This window comes from Ruegeria sp. AB5, from assembly GCF_056542645.1.
In genome coordinates this window covers 103,500-116,926 of the sequence record NZ_JBQGAE010000004.1, presented here as the reverse complement: position 1 = coordinate 116,926, position 13,427 = coordinate 103,500, and the positions used below count along the sequence as shown (strand labels likewise).

The following is a 13,427-nucleotide window of genomic DNA, read 5'->3' as shown; positions in this document are numbered from 1 at the left end:
TAAGCGGTTCTGCCTTATATGGGGAAAGAAAGGCCCGGGCTCAAGGTTGACTTGTCCTGTGATCCCCGGGCAATGAGACGCACATGCAGGCTGTTCTGAATTTCCCCGATCTGTCACCCGAACTGTTCTCGATCTCTGTGTTCGGGATGGAGTTCGCCTTGCGGTGGTACGCACTGGCTTATATCGCGGGCATCCTGATTGCCTGGCGTCTTGCGGTGATGGCCTTGCGGCGACCGGTCTTGTGGCCCCACGATACGCCACCCATGAAGCCCGACCAGTTGGACGACCTGCTGACCTGGATCATTGTCGGCGTCATCCTAGGTGGACGGCTTGGGTTTGTGCTGTTCTATCAACCCGCTTACTACCTGTCGCACCCATTGGACATTCTGAAAGTCTGGCAGGGTGGCATGGCCTTTCATGGGGGACTGCTGGGCGTTATCCTTGCCTCTTACCTTTATGGTCGTCGCCACAAAATCCGAATTCTGTCGCTGGGCGATCTTGTGGCCTATACGGTGCCGCCCGGCCTGCTTTTGGGACGGCTGGCCAACTTCATCAATGCCGAGCTTTGGGGTCGGCCAAGCGACGTGCCGTGGGCCGTCATCTTCCCCGGCTTCGCTGCGCAGGATTGCCCCGGGGTGGTGGCCGGCATGTGCGCACGCCATCCGTCGCAGCTCTATGAGGCTGCTTTGGAGGGCATTTTGCTGGGTGCCATCCTGCTGTGGTTGGTCTATCGCCGCGGCGCATTCCGCAAACCCGGTTTGGTCATGGGCCTGTTTCTGGCCGGATATGGCGCATCGCGATTCCTTGTTGAATTCTTCCGCCAGCCGGATGCGCAGTTCATCTCAGCCGGAAATCCGTTGGGACTGGCCTGGCAAATTGGCGGGTACGGGTTGACCATGGGCCAGGTGTTGTGTCTGCCCATGATCGCGCTCGGCCTTTGGTTTGCGCTGCGCGCGCAGCGACCGGCATGAGCCTGACCGACCTTCTGATTGCACGTATACGGCAGGACGGCCCGATGAGTGTGGCCGACTACATGACAGAATGCCTGCTGCATCCGACACTGGGATATTACAGCACGCGCGACCCGCTTGGCATCAAGGGCGATTTTGTCACCGCGCCAGAGGTCAGTCAGATGTTTGGCGAATTGATCGGCCTCGCGCTGGCGCAATGTTGGATAGATCAGGGCAGCCCCTCCTCGTTTACGCTGGCCGAGTTTGGCCCCGGGCGTGGAACGCTCATGTCTGACGCCCTGCGTGCAACGCGGCAGATTCCGGGATTTCATGAGGCGATGGACCTCTGCCTGTTGGAAGCCTCGCCCGCGCTGCGGCAGGTTCAGTCAGAAACTTTGGACGGGTATGCACTCCGATGGATCAAAAGCGCCTCAGATTTGCCAGATCGGCCTTTGTTCTTGGTCGCCAACGAGTTCTTTGACGCTCTGCCCATTCGCCAGTTCATCCGCAATGGGGCCGCGTGGCGCGAGCGTCTGATCGGCGTCACAGAGGACAAATTGACTTTCGGCCTTGGGCCGAGCACCCCGCAGGTGGCACTGGATGATCGGTTGAACGACACCACTGATGGCGATCTGGTTGAATTGTGCGCAGCCGCAATCCCGGTCACAACCTTCATTGCCGGGCGGATAGCATCTCGTGGTGGCATGGCGTTGATTATCGACTATGGCGACTGGCATTCGCTGGGCGACACGTTTCAGGCCTTGAAATCACACAAACAATCTGACCCGCTGGATGCCCCCGGGCAGGCAGATTTGACAGCGCATGTGGACTTTGAGCCGCTGGCCACCGAAGCCCGTTCCGTGGGCTGCGCTCATACAAAACTGACACCGCAGGGCGTTTTTCTTGAGCGGTTGGGAATAACCGCCCGCGCCAAGGCCCTGGCCAAAGCGGCAGGCGAATCCAAGCTTGATCAGTTGATCGCCTCACATCGCCGGTTGACGCATCCTGATGAAATGGGAAACCTGTTCAAAGTGCTGGGCCTCTTTCCCTCGCACGCCGCGCCACCACCGGGACTTGAACCATGACATTGGAAATTCTCACTTCTGATATTCTGTCCCCTGTTCGCCACGGCTTTTTCAGCCGTCGAGGAGGTGCGTCCTCGGGCATCTTTGCCGGGTTGAACTGCGGGTATGGCTCCTCGGATCAGACCGAGATCGTCGCGCTGAACCGTAAAAGGGTGGCCGACGCGATGGATGTCGAGCCCGAGGCATTGGTCGGTATACATCAAATCCATTCTCCGACTGTCGTGACAGTGGATGCTCCGATCGAAGGCGACAGACCAAGGGCAGACGCGCTGGTTACGGCAACGCCGGGATTGGCGCTGACGATTCTGACCGCAGATTGCCAACCTGTCCTGTTTTGTGACCCTGACGCGCATGTGATCGGCGCGGCGCATGCCGGGTGGCGCGGTGCGCTGGACGGCGTTCTGGAGGCCACGTTGGACGCGATGGAGGCACTGGGTGCCAAGCGCGAAAACACGCGGGCGGTGATTGGGCCTTCGATCTCTCAGACCGCATATGAAGTCGGACCCGAGTTTCTGGACGAATTCATGGCGGATTCAACAGAAAACAGCCGGTTCTTTGCGAACGGGCACGGCGATCGGTTGCAGTTTGACCTGCCAGCCTTTGGCCTTCACAAGTTGCGCCAAGCAAAGATCGGGCAGGCCGAATGGACCCGGCATTGCACCTATTCGGACCCGGATCGCTTTTATTCGTACCGTCGCGCGACGCACGCAAAAGAAGCTGACTACGGACGCCTGATTTCAACCATCAGATTATAAATCCGGACCAGAATAAGGCAGATTCGCCACCTTTCCGCCACATTTGTTGTGTTTATGGAAAGCAGAATCGTTGTGAATTTTGTGCCAGTCCTCAGATGGTTATCTGACTTCCAGACATGTGAATGCTGGCACCCCAATCAGGAGGGTCTGCCACCTTCATTTTAAAGTCCGCATTTGATCCCGGTTAAGCCTTATCCCTGCCGCAAACCAGCGTCACATTAGGGTTACAAACCGAAAAAGGGCACAGCCCTAAGATCGAGCAGGACCAAAAATGAAACAGAAATCTCGCTTTCTCAGCGCGGTCGTTGCAGCCGCGCAAGACCAGAAACTGGAAATGCCATGGAAGCGAGTTTCTAGCCATTCTGTCAGGGTTGCCCGTCGGTTGGCGGCGCGGCGCTGAAAACAGAAACCCCACGGAACCAAGCTGCCGGTTCCAAGTGGGCAACGCGCACCGGGTGCTGCTCTGGCCTGTTGCGCGTGGAGTGCGGTCTACCGCGCCTATGTTTCAGAGCGTGTTTGCGGGCAATTCAGGCCCGCGTAGTACGAGTTTGTCTTGGGGGGTCAATGGTTGACCAATGGAATGCGATATTTCTTCGCTGCGCGCTGCTGCTACCACCAGCGCCCAGGGGTTACCCGTTTGTTTCAAGACAAAGAACCGAACCAACAGGCGGGCCTGCATGGGGGTACGCCCCTCCTGTTCTGGTTTTAAAGGGGACGGAATACGAATGACTATTCCAAATTCACTGGCACGTGCTGCCAGAAATGCCATCGAGACGTCGGCTTTGCTGCGCGACGCACCTCGACCAACGACAAAGAAGAAAGCGCAGCTGCGACGCTACGAGGTCAGCACCTTGCTGAAAAACGGAGACGTTGTGCAAACCCGCCACATTGCGCCCGCGCTGCCGATGTTCGAGGACGCCTTCTGCGCCTTCTCACGCGGATCGCTGGTGGAAACGGAACAGGGGCCGATGGCGATCGAAGATCTGCTGCCCGGCGACACTGTTCTGACGCAGGATGGCACATCGGAAACGGTTTTATGGAAAGGCTCTGTCACTCTGGTTCCGGGCCGCGAAGATTCACGGGGGCGCACGCGTCCACTGACCCGGATCATGGCGGATACGTTTGGCATGCAAAAACCAATGTCTGGTGTCATTGCCGGGCCAGCAGCGCGGTTGGTAGGCACCCCCGCGCATCTGCGACACCTGCACGGAGCGTCACCGATTCTGACACCTGTGTCAGAGTTTCAGGATGGGATGGGTGTAATTGAAACAATGCCGCCGACGCCGGTCGAATTGTTTCATATTTGCCTCAGAAAGCATTCGGTTATCCGTGTCGATGGATTACCTTTTGAAACCTATCATCCAGGTGTTAATGCGGTTCGAATGATCAGCCATTCTCTTCGGTCGATCTATCTTAATCTGTTCGCTCACATTGAGTCGCTGAACGATTTTGGCCCGTTGCTCATGCCGCGCGCCGGAGATGGAGAGATCGACGCGATCACGGCCTGAGTTGTTAATCAGTACTGCGAAGTGGGGGCTTTATGCAGATTTTACTTGGATGGGTTTTGACCCTGGCGGTGGCGGCCGTGTTGCCGCCATGCCCAACAAACGCACCGCGTATCTGGCTTATGCCGACCGGTTCATTCGGTCTTCCAGAACGTCGAATGGCACGCCTGGTTCGTCTTTTGCGCCGCGGATAACAAGCGATGTCTTGACGCTGGCCACGTTTGGCGTGGTCAGCAGGTCACCCGTCAGAAACTGTTGAAAACTGCTGAGGTCCGGCGCGACACATTTGAGCATAAAGTCGACCTCACCATTCAGCATGTGGCATTCACGGACCAGAGGCCAATCCCGGCATCGTTCCTCGAACGCGCTCAGCTCTGATTCGGCCTGACTGTCCAACCCGACCATTGCAAATACCTGCACTTCGAAACCGAGTTCTCGCGCGTTTACCTCGGCATGGTAGCCCGTGATGTAACCGGCCTCTTCCAAGGTGCGCACCCGACGCAAGCAGGGGGGTGCCGAAATTCCGACCCGTTTGGCCAATTCCACATTGGTCATACGACCATCTGCCTGCAGTTCCGCCAGAATCTTGCGATCAATCTCATCCAGCCGAGTCGTGACCATAAAATGCTCCTGATTTTTCGGTTCTTATATCAGCACCCGGGCCGCGCGCAATATTGTTTCGTGCATGCGCAATATTCTTTGTTTTCAAATCGCATAGGCGGTTGGCTCCATGCCGGAAGCGCATAGCAGGTCCGGCGCAGGAAGGGGCTTTAAGCCTTGTGCGCCTATCGCTATATCGTTGCGACGGGCAAACGCCCGATGCAGGCAGTTCGAGCGGGGGTACCATGGCCGACACACGACACACCAAGGTTCTGATCATCGGGTCGGGACCCGCAGGGTATACAGCCGGCGTCTATGCCAGCCGCGCAATGCTGGAGCCCATTCTGGTGCAGGGGATCGAACCCGGCGGACAGTTGACCACAACAACTGAGGTCGAAAACTGGCCCGGGGATACCGAAGTGCAAGGGCCGGACTTGATGATCCGCATGCAAGACCATACCAAGGCGATGGGATGTGAAGTCATCGGCGACATCATCAGCGATCTGGACCTCAGCCAACGCCCCTTCACGGCCAAAGGCGACAGCGGCGCCACCTATACCGCCGATGCCGTCATTCTGGCCACCGGTGCGCGCGCCAAGTGGCTCGGTCTGCCGTCAGAAGAAAAGTTCAAGGGTTTCGGTGTCTCGGCCTGCGCAACCTGCGATGGGTTCTTCTATCGTGGACAGGAAATCGTCGTGATCGGTGGTGGCAACACGGCCGTGGAAGAAGCTCTGTTCCTGACCAACTTTGCAAGCAAGGTCACCCTGATCCACCGCCGCGATGAATTGCGCGCCGAGAAGATACTGCAGGACCGGCTGCTCAAGAACGAAAAGATCGAACCGCTCTGGTTCCATGAACTGGAAGAAGTGATCGGCACCGACGCCCCTCTGGGTGTCGAAGGTGTACGCGTCAAGAACGTCAAGACCGGCGAGATCACCGAGATTCCGTGCAAAGGCGTCTTTGTCGCCATCGGCCACGCCCCTGCCAATGAACTGGTCAAGGACACGCTCGAAACCCATATGGGCGGCTATGTCGTGACCCAGCCGGGTTCGACCGTTACCTCAGTACCCGGTGTGTTTGCCGCGGGAGATCTGACGGATCACATATACCGTCAGGCGGTCACCAGCGCCGGGATGGGATGCATGGCCGCACTGGATGCCGAGCGTTTCCTCGCCGAACAGGGCTAAAGCCAGGACCATGGGTCAAGCTGCGGTGATGAACCTTGCTTGACCCGGCCCTGTCGCGGCGACACACTCGGGCAAAACAAAGGGGTGGCGCGTGGTCGCGATGGACAACGCTCTTTGGCGTGGCGGGTGGGCAACCCGGCTTCGGATCGGCAGCGGGCTGGTCCTTTTTGTCTTTGCCTTTTTCCACTTCATCAATATCGGCCTGGGTCTGTTTCACACCGACTATCTGCATGGCATGCAGGATGGACGAAAGGCCGTAACGCGCCACAACGCCATGAGCGTGGTTCTGTACCTCGCATTGATTTTGCATGCCGGTCTGGCGCTGACCTCGATCGTGCAAAGGCGCACGCTGCGCATGCCCTTCAGTTCCGCCTTGCAGATTGTGCTTGGATTGCTGATCCCGATCCAGTTGATCTCGCATATCATTCACACGCGCTATGCACACGAGATCTACGGTGTAAACGATGAAATGGGTTATATCATCGTGCTGATGTGGCCCAGCACCGCAGTTTGGATGCAAAGCCTACTGTTGCTGATAGTCTGGATTCACGGGTGTATCGGGCTGCATATGTGGCTGCGGTTGACGAATTGGTGGCCCAGAACCGTGCCCTATCTGATTGGACTGGCGGTGTTCGTGCCCTCATTCGCTTTGGCCGGAGTGTTGACCGAAGGCCGCAGGATCTGGTCCGATTTCTCCGACGAATTTCTGCGCGAACAGTATATCGAGCACTACAACTGGCCTTCGCCCGAAGCGTTTCAGACCATGTTCAGCATCAAAGACAACGCGCTGTTGGCTTTCTGGGCCGCGCTTGGGGCGACCGCCGTGATTTACATCGGTCGTAAACTGTGGCGTCGCAGGCATTCCGTCAGGGTCACATATGCCCGAGGCCCGGAGGTATTTGCGGAAAAGGGCATGACGCTGCTTGAGATGTCGCAGACCAACGGGATTCCGCATGCCGCGCTGTGCGGTGGCAAAGGGCGCTGCACCACATGCCGCGTGATTGTCGAAGACGGTGGAGATCACCTGCCGCCGCCCAGCGACATCGAAGCCCGCAGCCTCGCTGCTGTCCGTGCGTCGCCCCATACCCGCCTGGCGTGCCAGGTGCGCCCCACAGAACCCGTCAAGGTATTCCGTGTGTTCCGGCCAGATGGCAAACGGGACCGGGCGCATGCCAGTCAGGGGCGTGAGCGCAAGCTTGCGGTTCTGTTTTTGGACATGCGCGGCTTTACGGCCCGGACAACGGGGCAGTTGCCCTATGACATCGTGTTTCTTCTGAACCGGTTTTTTGATGCAATCGTCCCTGCGATAGTCGATCAGGGCGGGGTTGTGGACAAATACATGGGCGACGGTCTACTCGCGGTCTTCGATAGGGCCGACGCACAGAAATCAGCCCGCTCTGGCCTGAAAGCCGCGATCGACATCAGTCGCGCATTGAACCAGTTCAACCGACAGCTTGCCTCGGAAAACAGTCCGGATATCCGCATCGGCATGGGTCTGCATCTGGGCGACCTTGTTCTTGGCGAAATCGGGGCTGCCGGCAACGCCGCACAAACCATCATTGGCGATGCGGTCAATGTTGCGAGCCGCCTAGAGGCCGAGACAAAATCCCTGGGCGTCGAGCTTGTCGTGTCGAAAGAGTTGCTCAAGGCCGCTGGTATGCAAGTGCCCCAAGACCGTATCCAGCAGTTCCAGTTGCGCGGGGTCGCTCAGCCGGTTCCCGCCTTGCCCGTGGCCCGGGCATCCGAGCTTGACCACAGTCCGGAAGACAAGAACACTTATACTCGTGACACCTGAAATACACCAAATGCGCGGAACTTTGATCGCTTTCCCCGTTTTCTGTGGAAAAATCCTTCTAAATCGCAGAAAAACCGCACATTTCATCCTTAGTTTCACCGACACCTGTGGACTCTGGCTCTTTGCCGGGGCAAATGCCCCTCAGACGCCAAAAAAACTCCGGCACATCACCACTGCGACAAGAGTATTTCGATGACAATGTTGAGCAACCTCACCCCAATCCCTGAGCTATATGTTTCGTATGAGTCAGCGCAGAAACTGAAAGTTGAGGCTGCGGATTTGACCAGCCATGATCTGAGCCCGCGTCAGATTTGTGATCTGGAATTGCTGATGAATGGCGGCTTCAATCCTCTGAAGGGCTTTCTGAGCAAGGCAGACTATGACGGCGTGGTCGAAAACATGCGCTTGGCCGATGGCACGCTGTGGCCGATGCCGATCACGCTGGATGTCAGCGAAGAGTTTGCCGACAAAATCGAACTGGGCCAGGATATCGCACTGCGTGATCAGGAAGGCGTGATCCTTGCCACCATGACCGTGACCGACCGCTGGACGCCGGACAAGGCGCGCGAGGCCGAGAAGGTGTTTGGGGCCGATGACGACGCGCACCCGGCGGTGAATTACCTGCATAACGTAGCTGGAAAGGTCTATCTGGGCGGACCTGTTGTCGGCATTCAACAACCTGTCCACTATGATTTCCGCGGTCGCCGTGACACCCCGAACGAGCTGCGCGCCTATTTCCGTAAACTGGGCTGGCGCCGCATCGTGGCCTTCCAGACCCGCAATCCGCTGCACCGCGCGCATCAGGAACTGACCTTCCGCGCCGCCAAGGAAGCGCAGGCCAACCTGCTGATCCACCCGGTCGTGGGCATGACCAAACCGGGCGACGTCGATCATTTTACCCGCGTCCGCTGCTATGAGGCTGTCCTGGACAAATACCCGTCCTCGACCACTTCGATGAGCCTGCTGAACCTCGCCATGCGCATGGCCGGCCCGCGTGAGGCGGTCTGGCACGGGCTGATCCGCGCCAATCATGGTTGCACCCACTTCATCGTGGGCCGGGATCATGCGGGCCCCGGCAAGAACAGTCAGGGCGAAGATTTCTACGGCCCCTATGACGCGCAGGATCTGTTCCGTCAGTTCCAGGACGAGATCGGCCTTGAGATGGTCGACTTCAAACACATGGTCTACGTTCAGGAACGCGCCCAATACGAACCGAATGACGAAATCCTCGACAAGGACAACGTCACGATCCTGAACATCTCGGGAACCGAACTGCGCCGCCGTCTGGCCGAAGGTCTGGAAATCCCCGAATGGTTCAGCTTCCCCGAGGTTGTGGCCGAGCTGCGCAAGACAAGACCGCCGCGCAGCCAGCAGGGCTTTACCGTCTTCTTCACCGGGTTCTCGGGTTCGGGCAAATCGACCATCGCCAACGCGCTGATGGTCAAGCTGATGGAAATGGGCGGCCGTCCGGTGACACTGCTGGATGGGGATATTGTTCGTAAGAACCTGTCCTCTGAACTGGGCTTTTCAAAAGAGCACCGCGACCTGAACATCCGCCGCATTGGCTATGTCGCCTCAGAGATCACAAAGAACGGCGGCATCGCCATCTGCGCGCCCATCGCGCCCTATTCCACCACCCGGCGCGCGGTGCGCGAAGAGATCGAACAATTCGGTGCCTTCTGCGAGGTCCATGTTGCGACAAGCATCGAGGAATGCGAACGCCGCGACCGCAAAGGCCTTTATAAGTTGGCGCGCGAGGGCAAGATCAAGGAATTCACTGGTATCTCTGACCCTTACGATGTTCCCAAAAACCCGGAACTCAGCGTCGAAACCGAAAATGTCGAAGTCGACAACTGCGCCCATCAAGTGCTGCTGAAGCTTGAAAGCATGGGCCTGATCGCAGCGAGCTAGGTCGCAGACCACTCTGAAATTGGCAGACGACCTCCCACGACGGAGGTCGTTTTTCTTGGGCGGCGGCGTTGCAGAGATTGACAAGCCCGTGACGGCTTGCTGCAGTTGACCGATCAGTTTCATCACAACGGCCCATGACCCGCACCCTGCCCCAAATCGCAAGTTTCTGGTTCGGTTCCGATCTGAGTTGGCTGGAGACATTGTGCATTCAGTCCTTTCTGGACAACGGTCACTCCTTCACGCTCTACACCGCCGATGACCTCGCAGGTGTGCCTGCCGGTGCCGAATTGCGGCACGCCAGTGAAATCCTGTGGCCCGCCCCCTTTGACCTAAGGCCCGAGGATCGGTTGGGCGTTGCAGTATTCTCGGACATCTTCAGGCTGACACTGTTGCAGCAGACCGATTTCATCTGGGTCGATCTGGATGCGCTTTGCCTAAAGCCTTTCGATTTCACATCACCCTATGTCTTCGGGCGGTCCCAATCCGGGACATATCCCAACGGTGTGCTGCGCCTGCCAAAGACCTCAGCCACGCTGACGCAAATGCTGAAATTCGTCACATCCCCGAACCCGACCCAACCCTGGCGCGGACCCAAGCTGCACAGGCGCAACCAGCAACGCATCACCCAAGGCGACCGATGGGGCATAGAGGCGTTGCCATGGGGATGTTCCGGCCCAAAAGCCTTTGGACATTTCTTGCGCGAAACGGGTGAAGATGCTTACGCCTTGCCAGCTGACACGTTCTATCCGCTCGCCAATGAAGAGCTTTGGAAGCTGCACGACGCGCATGTGCCGCCTGTCGAGATCGAACGCAGCGGGGTGCATTCCGTTCACATCTTTGGGCATCAAAAAAAACTTATGGCGCAGCAAACCTCCGGCCTGCCCATGCAAGGGTCGTACCTGTGCACCCTCTGCCGGCGGCACGGGATCGACCCGCAGGTCAATCCGATCAAACAGATGGCGTGGATGGGCCTTTGACTACTAGCGCGCTGGTCAGTTCGTCCCGCAAAGCCCGTACGGCCCGTTCTTCAAACCGGCCGAATTCAGCCGCCTTGTCCTGGATGGCCCTAAGGTGTGGTAAGCGATTGGCAAAATCTCGTTCAGAGGTGGATTCGATCGCCTGCTGGATCTCCTCTTGGGTTTCACACAGGATCATGCCCGAGGTATCCATGAAATCCCCGATGTTCGGACAGCCCCAGTAGATCGGGACCGTTGTGCACAAGATCGAGTCGATCAGCTTTTCCGAAAAATAATTCCGTTCGCGTACATTCTCGATCACGACCGAATAGCGGTAAGGGGCCAGACCGTCCTCTTTCTGCTCAAACGGCGTGTATCCGCGCCCCATGATGTCCACATCTGCACCGCTTGCGCGGACCCAATCGATCACGTCATGGCGGAGCTGATGGCCCAAAAGATCCCGCTTGGCCGAGGCGATCAGCGAACATGATTTGGTCTTTTCCACCAGCAGTTCCCGCCAGTTTGGCACCATTGTCACCCCGTAAGGCAGAAAAACCGCGTTGGGCAGGTTTTCGAGCAGAACGCCGTGAAAGGTGAAGACACGGAAGAACCGCCGCCAGGTCAGGCGCAACTGCTGGTCATGTTTGCCATGAATGGCCGAAGGCTCGCCCATCATCAGCGAAATCCGGGCCTTGGTGCCGCGACGCAGCCGCCAATGAACCGTCGAATTGGGGTACATGATCAGATGGTCTGTCGGTGCAAGATCGCCCACTGTTTTGCCAAGCAAACGCTTTGGGCAATCTTCATGCCAGATCAGGTCCGACAATGCGACATCAGACAGCTTTGGTCCCAGACGGTGACCATAGGGTAACACGGCAATCGCGGCGTCTGTCATTGCTCCGCCTCGGGCAGATTGACCTGCCCCCGCATCAGGATATGCCCCCGGCCCGCAACTTTGATGCCGGTCATGGCGTCCGAAGGACCTATGCGCGTCACAGTCGCCTGCCCCGGGCGCCCCATGCCATGGCCCTGCTCTGCCGTGAATCGCTCTTTCTTCATCAACCCGTATTTCCAAAGATAGGCTGCCATGGCCCCGGTGGCTGAACCCGTGAACGGGTCCTCGGGCGGGCTGGGCGGGGCCAGCAACAGGCGCGAAAACGTATCCCCCTGCGTCGTTGCCCCCTGCAATGTGACCAGGAACGGCTCTGCCATATCCGACCCAGAGTGGCCAGCCGCTGCGGCAACCTTGCGCAACGGTCCTTCAACCAGCTTTGCAGCCCGCAAGGCATCGTGATCCCGCAGCACCGTGATACAGAATGGCAACCCGGTTGAGACCACTTGCGGCGGTGAGATGATGGCGTCCTCAGGCAGTGAGATCGCGGCAGAAACAAGATCAACCGGAACATGGGCCCCAAATTCCGGCGCAATCTGGGTCATCTCGATCTCTTCGCCATCCAGTCGAATGGCGATAAGGCCGGCTTTGGTCTCTAACGTCAGTGAGTCGCCCTGAACCAGACCTCGTGACCGCAGGGCCGCGACCGTTGCTATGGTTGGATGCCCGGCAAACGGGATTTCACGACTGGCCAAGAAATACCGGACGCGGACATCGGCAACATCAGACGGTCCGGTAAATGTGCATTCGACCAGAGAAGTTTCGCGCACATAGTCCATACAGACCTGACCCGACAGACGCGCGCCTCCGTGGACAACGGCACAGCCATTTCCACCAAAAGCCGTGTCAGTAAAGGCATCCACCCAGTCAAAATCGAACCAGCTCATCCACGGTTTTCCTTACATGCGTGTGTCATTCCGGATCATATCCGGTTCCGTCGCATGTTTCGCCGGTGTCGGGCGGAATGTCACGCGCATTCGCGCGAAGGTGGGGCCGTTCAGTGAACGGCCACCGGTGACAAATCGTGCTGGCGGGCCAGAACAAAGGCCAGCTTGCGGTCGGCAACCAGTGCCAGTTGCTGCCCATCCGAGTCGTGCACAGCGTAAAGCTGATCCAAATCCCCCGCCTGATCACGCAGATCGCTGGGCAAATCGGCGACCTCGACCGTTTTCACATAAACGATACGGTCGCCTTCGGTGTTGATTTCAATCGGTGTATTCATTGCTCTTACCCCTTTCTTATGTTGATCGTTTGCACCACGGTTTCCGGCACTGCACGGGTCAGATCCACGTGCAGCAGACCGTTCTCCATGATCGCCTCGCCCACCTCGACGCCGTCGGCCAGCACAAACATGCGCTGGAATTGACGCGCCGCGATGCCGCGGTGCAGAAAGATACGCCCATCGCTTTCGTCGCGTTGACGGCCCCGGATCACCAGTTGGCGATCCTCAATGGTGATAGACAGATCCTCTTCCGCGAACCCGGCCACCGCCAGGGTGATGCGATAGGAAAAATCCGAGGTCTGTTCGATATTGTAGGGCGGATACCCTTCGTTGCCGGCCTTTGCAGACCGTTCCAGAAGACGTTCCAACTGCTCGAACCCCAAAAGATGCGGGTATGAGCCTAAGGTAAGTTTTGACACGTGTTTCGTCCTTTTATGTCAAAGCGACGTATTGGGCGGCCCCGTTCCGGCAACCGCACAAGATAGAATATGGGAAGAAACCGAGATGTCCACAAGGTCTGGCGCGATAACGTCTTGCACACTATCTTGTTGGAGACGCACCACAACAAG

13 protein-coding genes are annotated in these 13,427 nt (G+C 57.9%); 8 read left to right on the top strand and 5 right to left on the bottom strand.

Annotated elements, in window-relative coordinates:
• Positions 1 to 83: 83 nt before the first annotated feature.
• The 4 genes from lgt to ACR0L4_RS09770 all read left to right on the top strand — a co-directional run bounded on the left by lgt (position 84) and on the right by ACR0L4_RS09770 (position 4,298).
• Positions 84 to 971: a prolipoprotein diacylglyceryl transferase gene (gene lgt, locus ACR0L4_RS09785; protein WP_480512555.1), complete on the top strand. Its 888-nt coding sequence runs from the start codon at positions 84 to 86 to the stop codon at positions 969 to 971.
• Entirely contained in the window at positions 968 to 2,035 is a 1,068-nt protein-coding gene (locus tag ACR0L4_RS09780) for a class I SAM-dependent methyltransferase (protein WP_480512553.1), read from the top strand. The genes lgt and ACR0L4_RS09780 overlap by 4 nt, the downstream gene beginning before the upstream one ends.
• The gene (pgeF, locus tag ACR0L4_RS09775; protein ID WP_480512551.1) at positions 2,032 to 2,790 is read left to right on the top strand and encodes a peptidoglycan editing factor PgeF; all 759 of its coding nucleotides are present in this window, start codon (positions 2,032 to 2,034) and stop codon (positions 2,788 to 2,790) included. The genes ACR0L4_RS09780 and pgeF overlap by 4 nt, the downstream gene beginning before the upstream one ends.
• Positions 2,791 to 3,515: 725 nt before the next feature.
• Positions 3,516 to 4,298: a Hint domain-containing protein gene (locus ACR0L4_RS09770; RefSeq protein WP_480512549.1), complete on the top strand. Its 783-nt coding sequence runs from the start codon at positions 3,516 to 3,518 to the stop codon at positions 4,296 to 4,298.
• A 117-nt stretch (positions 4,299 to 4,415) separates the two neighbouring features.
• Here ACR0L4_RS09770 and ACR0L4_RS09765 read toward each other — a convergent pair whose 3' ends face one another.
• Entirely contained in the window at positions 4,416 to 4,916 is a 501-nt protein-coding gene (locus ACR0L4_RS09765) for an Lrp/AsnC family transcriptional regulator (RefSeq protein ID WP_170750379.1), read from the bottom strand.
• Positions 4,917 to 5,140: 224 nt separating this feature from the next.
• Between ACR0L4_RS09765 and trxB the strand changes: the two genes are divergently transcribed.
• The 4 genes from trxB to ACR0L4_RS09745 all read left to right on the top strand — a co-directional run bounded on the left by trxB (position 5,141) and on the right by ACR0L4_RS09745 (position 10,765).
• Positions 5,141 to 6,082, top strand: a complete 942-nt coding sequence (trxB, locus tag ACR0L4_RS09760; protein ID WP_480512547.1) for a thioredoxin-disulfide reductase — start codon at positions 5,141 to 5,143, stop codon at positions 6,080 to 6,082.
• A gap of 100 nt (positions 6,083 to 6,182) precedes the next feature.
• Complete coding sequence (locus tag ACR0L4_RS09755; protein WP_480512545.1) at positions 6,183 to 7,877, top strand: adenylate/guanylate cyclase domain-containing protein; 1,695 nt, start codon at positions 6,183 to 6,185, stop codon at positions 7,875 to 7,877.
• A 192-nt stretch (positions 7,878 to 8,069) separates the two neighbouring features.
• On the top strand, positions 8,070 to 9,788 hold the full coding sequence (locus ACR0L4_RS09750) for a bifunctional sulfate adenylyltransferase/adenylylsulfate kinase (RefSeq protein ID WP_480512543.1): 1,719 nt from the start codon (positions 8,070 to 8,072) through the stop codon (positions 9,786 to 9,788).
• 134 nt (positions 9,789 to 9,922) lie between these two features.
• Positions 9,923 to 10,765 (top strand): hypothetical protein, encoded by an 843-nt coding sequence (locus ACR0L4_RS09745; RefSeq protein WP_480512541.1) that lies wholly within the window; start codon positions 9,923 to 9,925, stop codon positions 10,763 to 10,765.
• Here ACR0L4_RS09745 and ACR0L4_RS09740 read toward each other — a convergent pair.
• The 4 genes from ACR0L4_RS09740 to ACR0L4_RS09725 all read right to left on the bottom strand — a co-directional run bounded on the left by ACR0L4_RS09740 (position 10,737) and on the right by ACR0L4_RS09725 (position 13,277).
• Entirely contained in the window at positions 10,737 to 11,639 is a 903-nt protein-coding gene (locus ACR0L4_RS09740) for a hypothetical protein (protein WP_480512539.1), read from the bottom strand. The two genes, ACR0L4_RS09745 and ACR0L4_RS09740, sit on opposite strands and share 29 nt — an antisense overlap.
• Positions 11,636 to 12,523 carry a PhzF family phenazine biosynthesis protein gene (locus ACR0L4_RS09735; protein WP_480512537.1) on the bottom strand — a complete coding sequence of 296 codons (888 nt, stop codon included), beginning with the start codon at positions 12,521 to 12,523 and terminating at the stop codon, positions 11,636 to 11,638. The genes ACR0L4_RS09740 and ACR0L4_RS09735 overlap by 4 nt, the downstream gene beginning before the upstream one ends.
• Positions 12,524 to 12,633: 110 nt before the next feature.
• Positions 12,634 to 12,858 carry a DUF1150 family protein gene (locus tag ACR0L4_RS09730; protein ID WP_170750372.1) on the bottom strand — a complete coding sequence of 75 codons (225 nt, stop codon included), beginning with the start codon at positions 12,856 to 12,858 and terminating at the stop codon, positions 12,634 to 12,636.
• A 5-nt stretch (positions 12,859 to 12,863) separates the two neighbouring features.
• The gene (locus tag ACR0L4_RS09725) at positions 12,864 to 13,277 is read right to left on the bottom strand and encodes an Hsp20 family protein (protein WP_170750371.1); all 414 of its coding nucleotides are present in this window, start codon (positions 13,275 to 13,277) and stop codon (positions 12,864 to 12,866) included.
• Positions 13,278 to 13,427 lie beyond the last annotated feature (150 nt).

Excerpts from the sequence above, each read along its gene's own strand:
- lgt (WP_480512555.1), top strand. The coding sequence starts at position 84 with ATGCAGGCTGTTCTGAATTTCCCCGATCTGTCACCCGAACTGTTCTCG.
- ACR0L4_RS09780 (WP_480512553.1), top strand. The coding sequence starts at position 968 with ATGAGCCTGACCGACCTTCTGATTGCACGTATACGGCAGGACGGCCCG.
- pgeF (WP_480512551.1), top strand. The coding sequence starts at position 2,032 with ATGACATTGGAAATTCTCACTTCTGATATTCTGTCCCCTGTTCGCCAC.
- ACR0L4_RS09770 (WP_480512549.1), top strand. The coding sequence starts at position 3,516 with ATGACTATTCCAAATTCACTGGCACGTGCTGCCAGAAATGCCATCGAG.
- ACR0L4_RS09765 (WP_170750379.1), bottom strand. The coding sequence starts at position 4,916 with ATGGTCACGACTCGGCTGGATGAGATTGATCGCAAGATTCTGGCGGAA.
- trxB (WP_480512547.1), top strand. The coding sequence starts at position 5,141 with ATGGCCGACACACGACACACCAAGGTTCTGATCATCGGGTCGGGACCC.
- ACR0L4_RS09755 (WP_480512545.1), top strand. The coding sequence starts at position 6,183 with ATGGACAACGCTCTTTGGCGTGGCGGGTGGGCAACCCGGCTTCGGATC.
- ACR0L4_RS09750 (WP_480512543.1), top strand. The coding sequence starts at position 8,070 with ATGACAATGTTGAGCAACCTCACCCCAATCCCTGAGCTATATGTTTCG.
- ACR0L4_RS09745 (WP_480512541.1), top strand. The coding sequence starts at position 9,923 with ATGACCCGCACCCTGCCCCAAATCGCAAGTTTCTGGTTCGGTTCCGAT.
- ACR0L4_RS09740 (WP_480512539.1), bottom strand. The coding sequence starts at position 11,639 with ATGACAGACGCCGCGATTGCCGTGTTACCCTATGGTCACCGTCTGGGA.
- ACR0L4_RS09735 (WP_480512537.1), bottom strand. The coding sequence starts at position 12,523 with ATGAGCTGGTTCGATTTTGACTGGGTGGATGCCTTTACTGACACGGCT.
- ACR0L4_RS09730 (WP_170750372.1), bottom strand. The coding sequence starts at position 12,858 with ATGAATACACCGATTGAAATCAACACCGAAGGCGACCGTATCGTTTAT.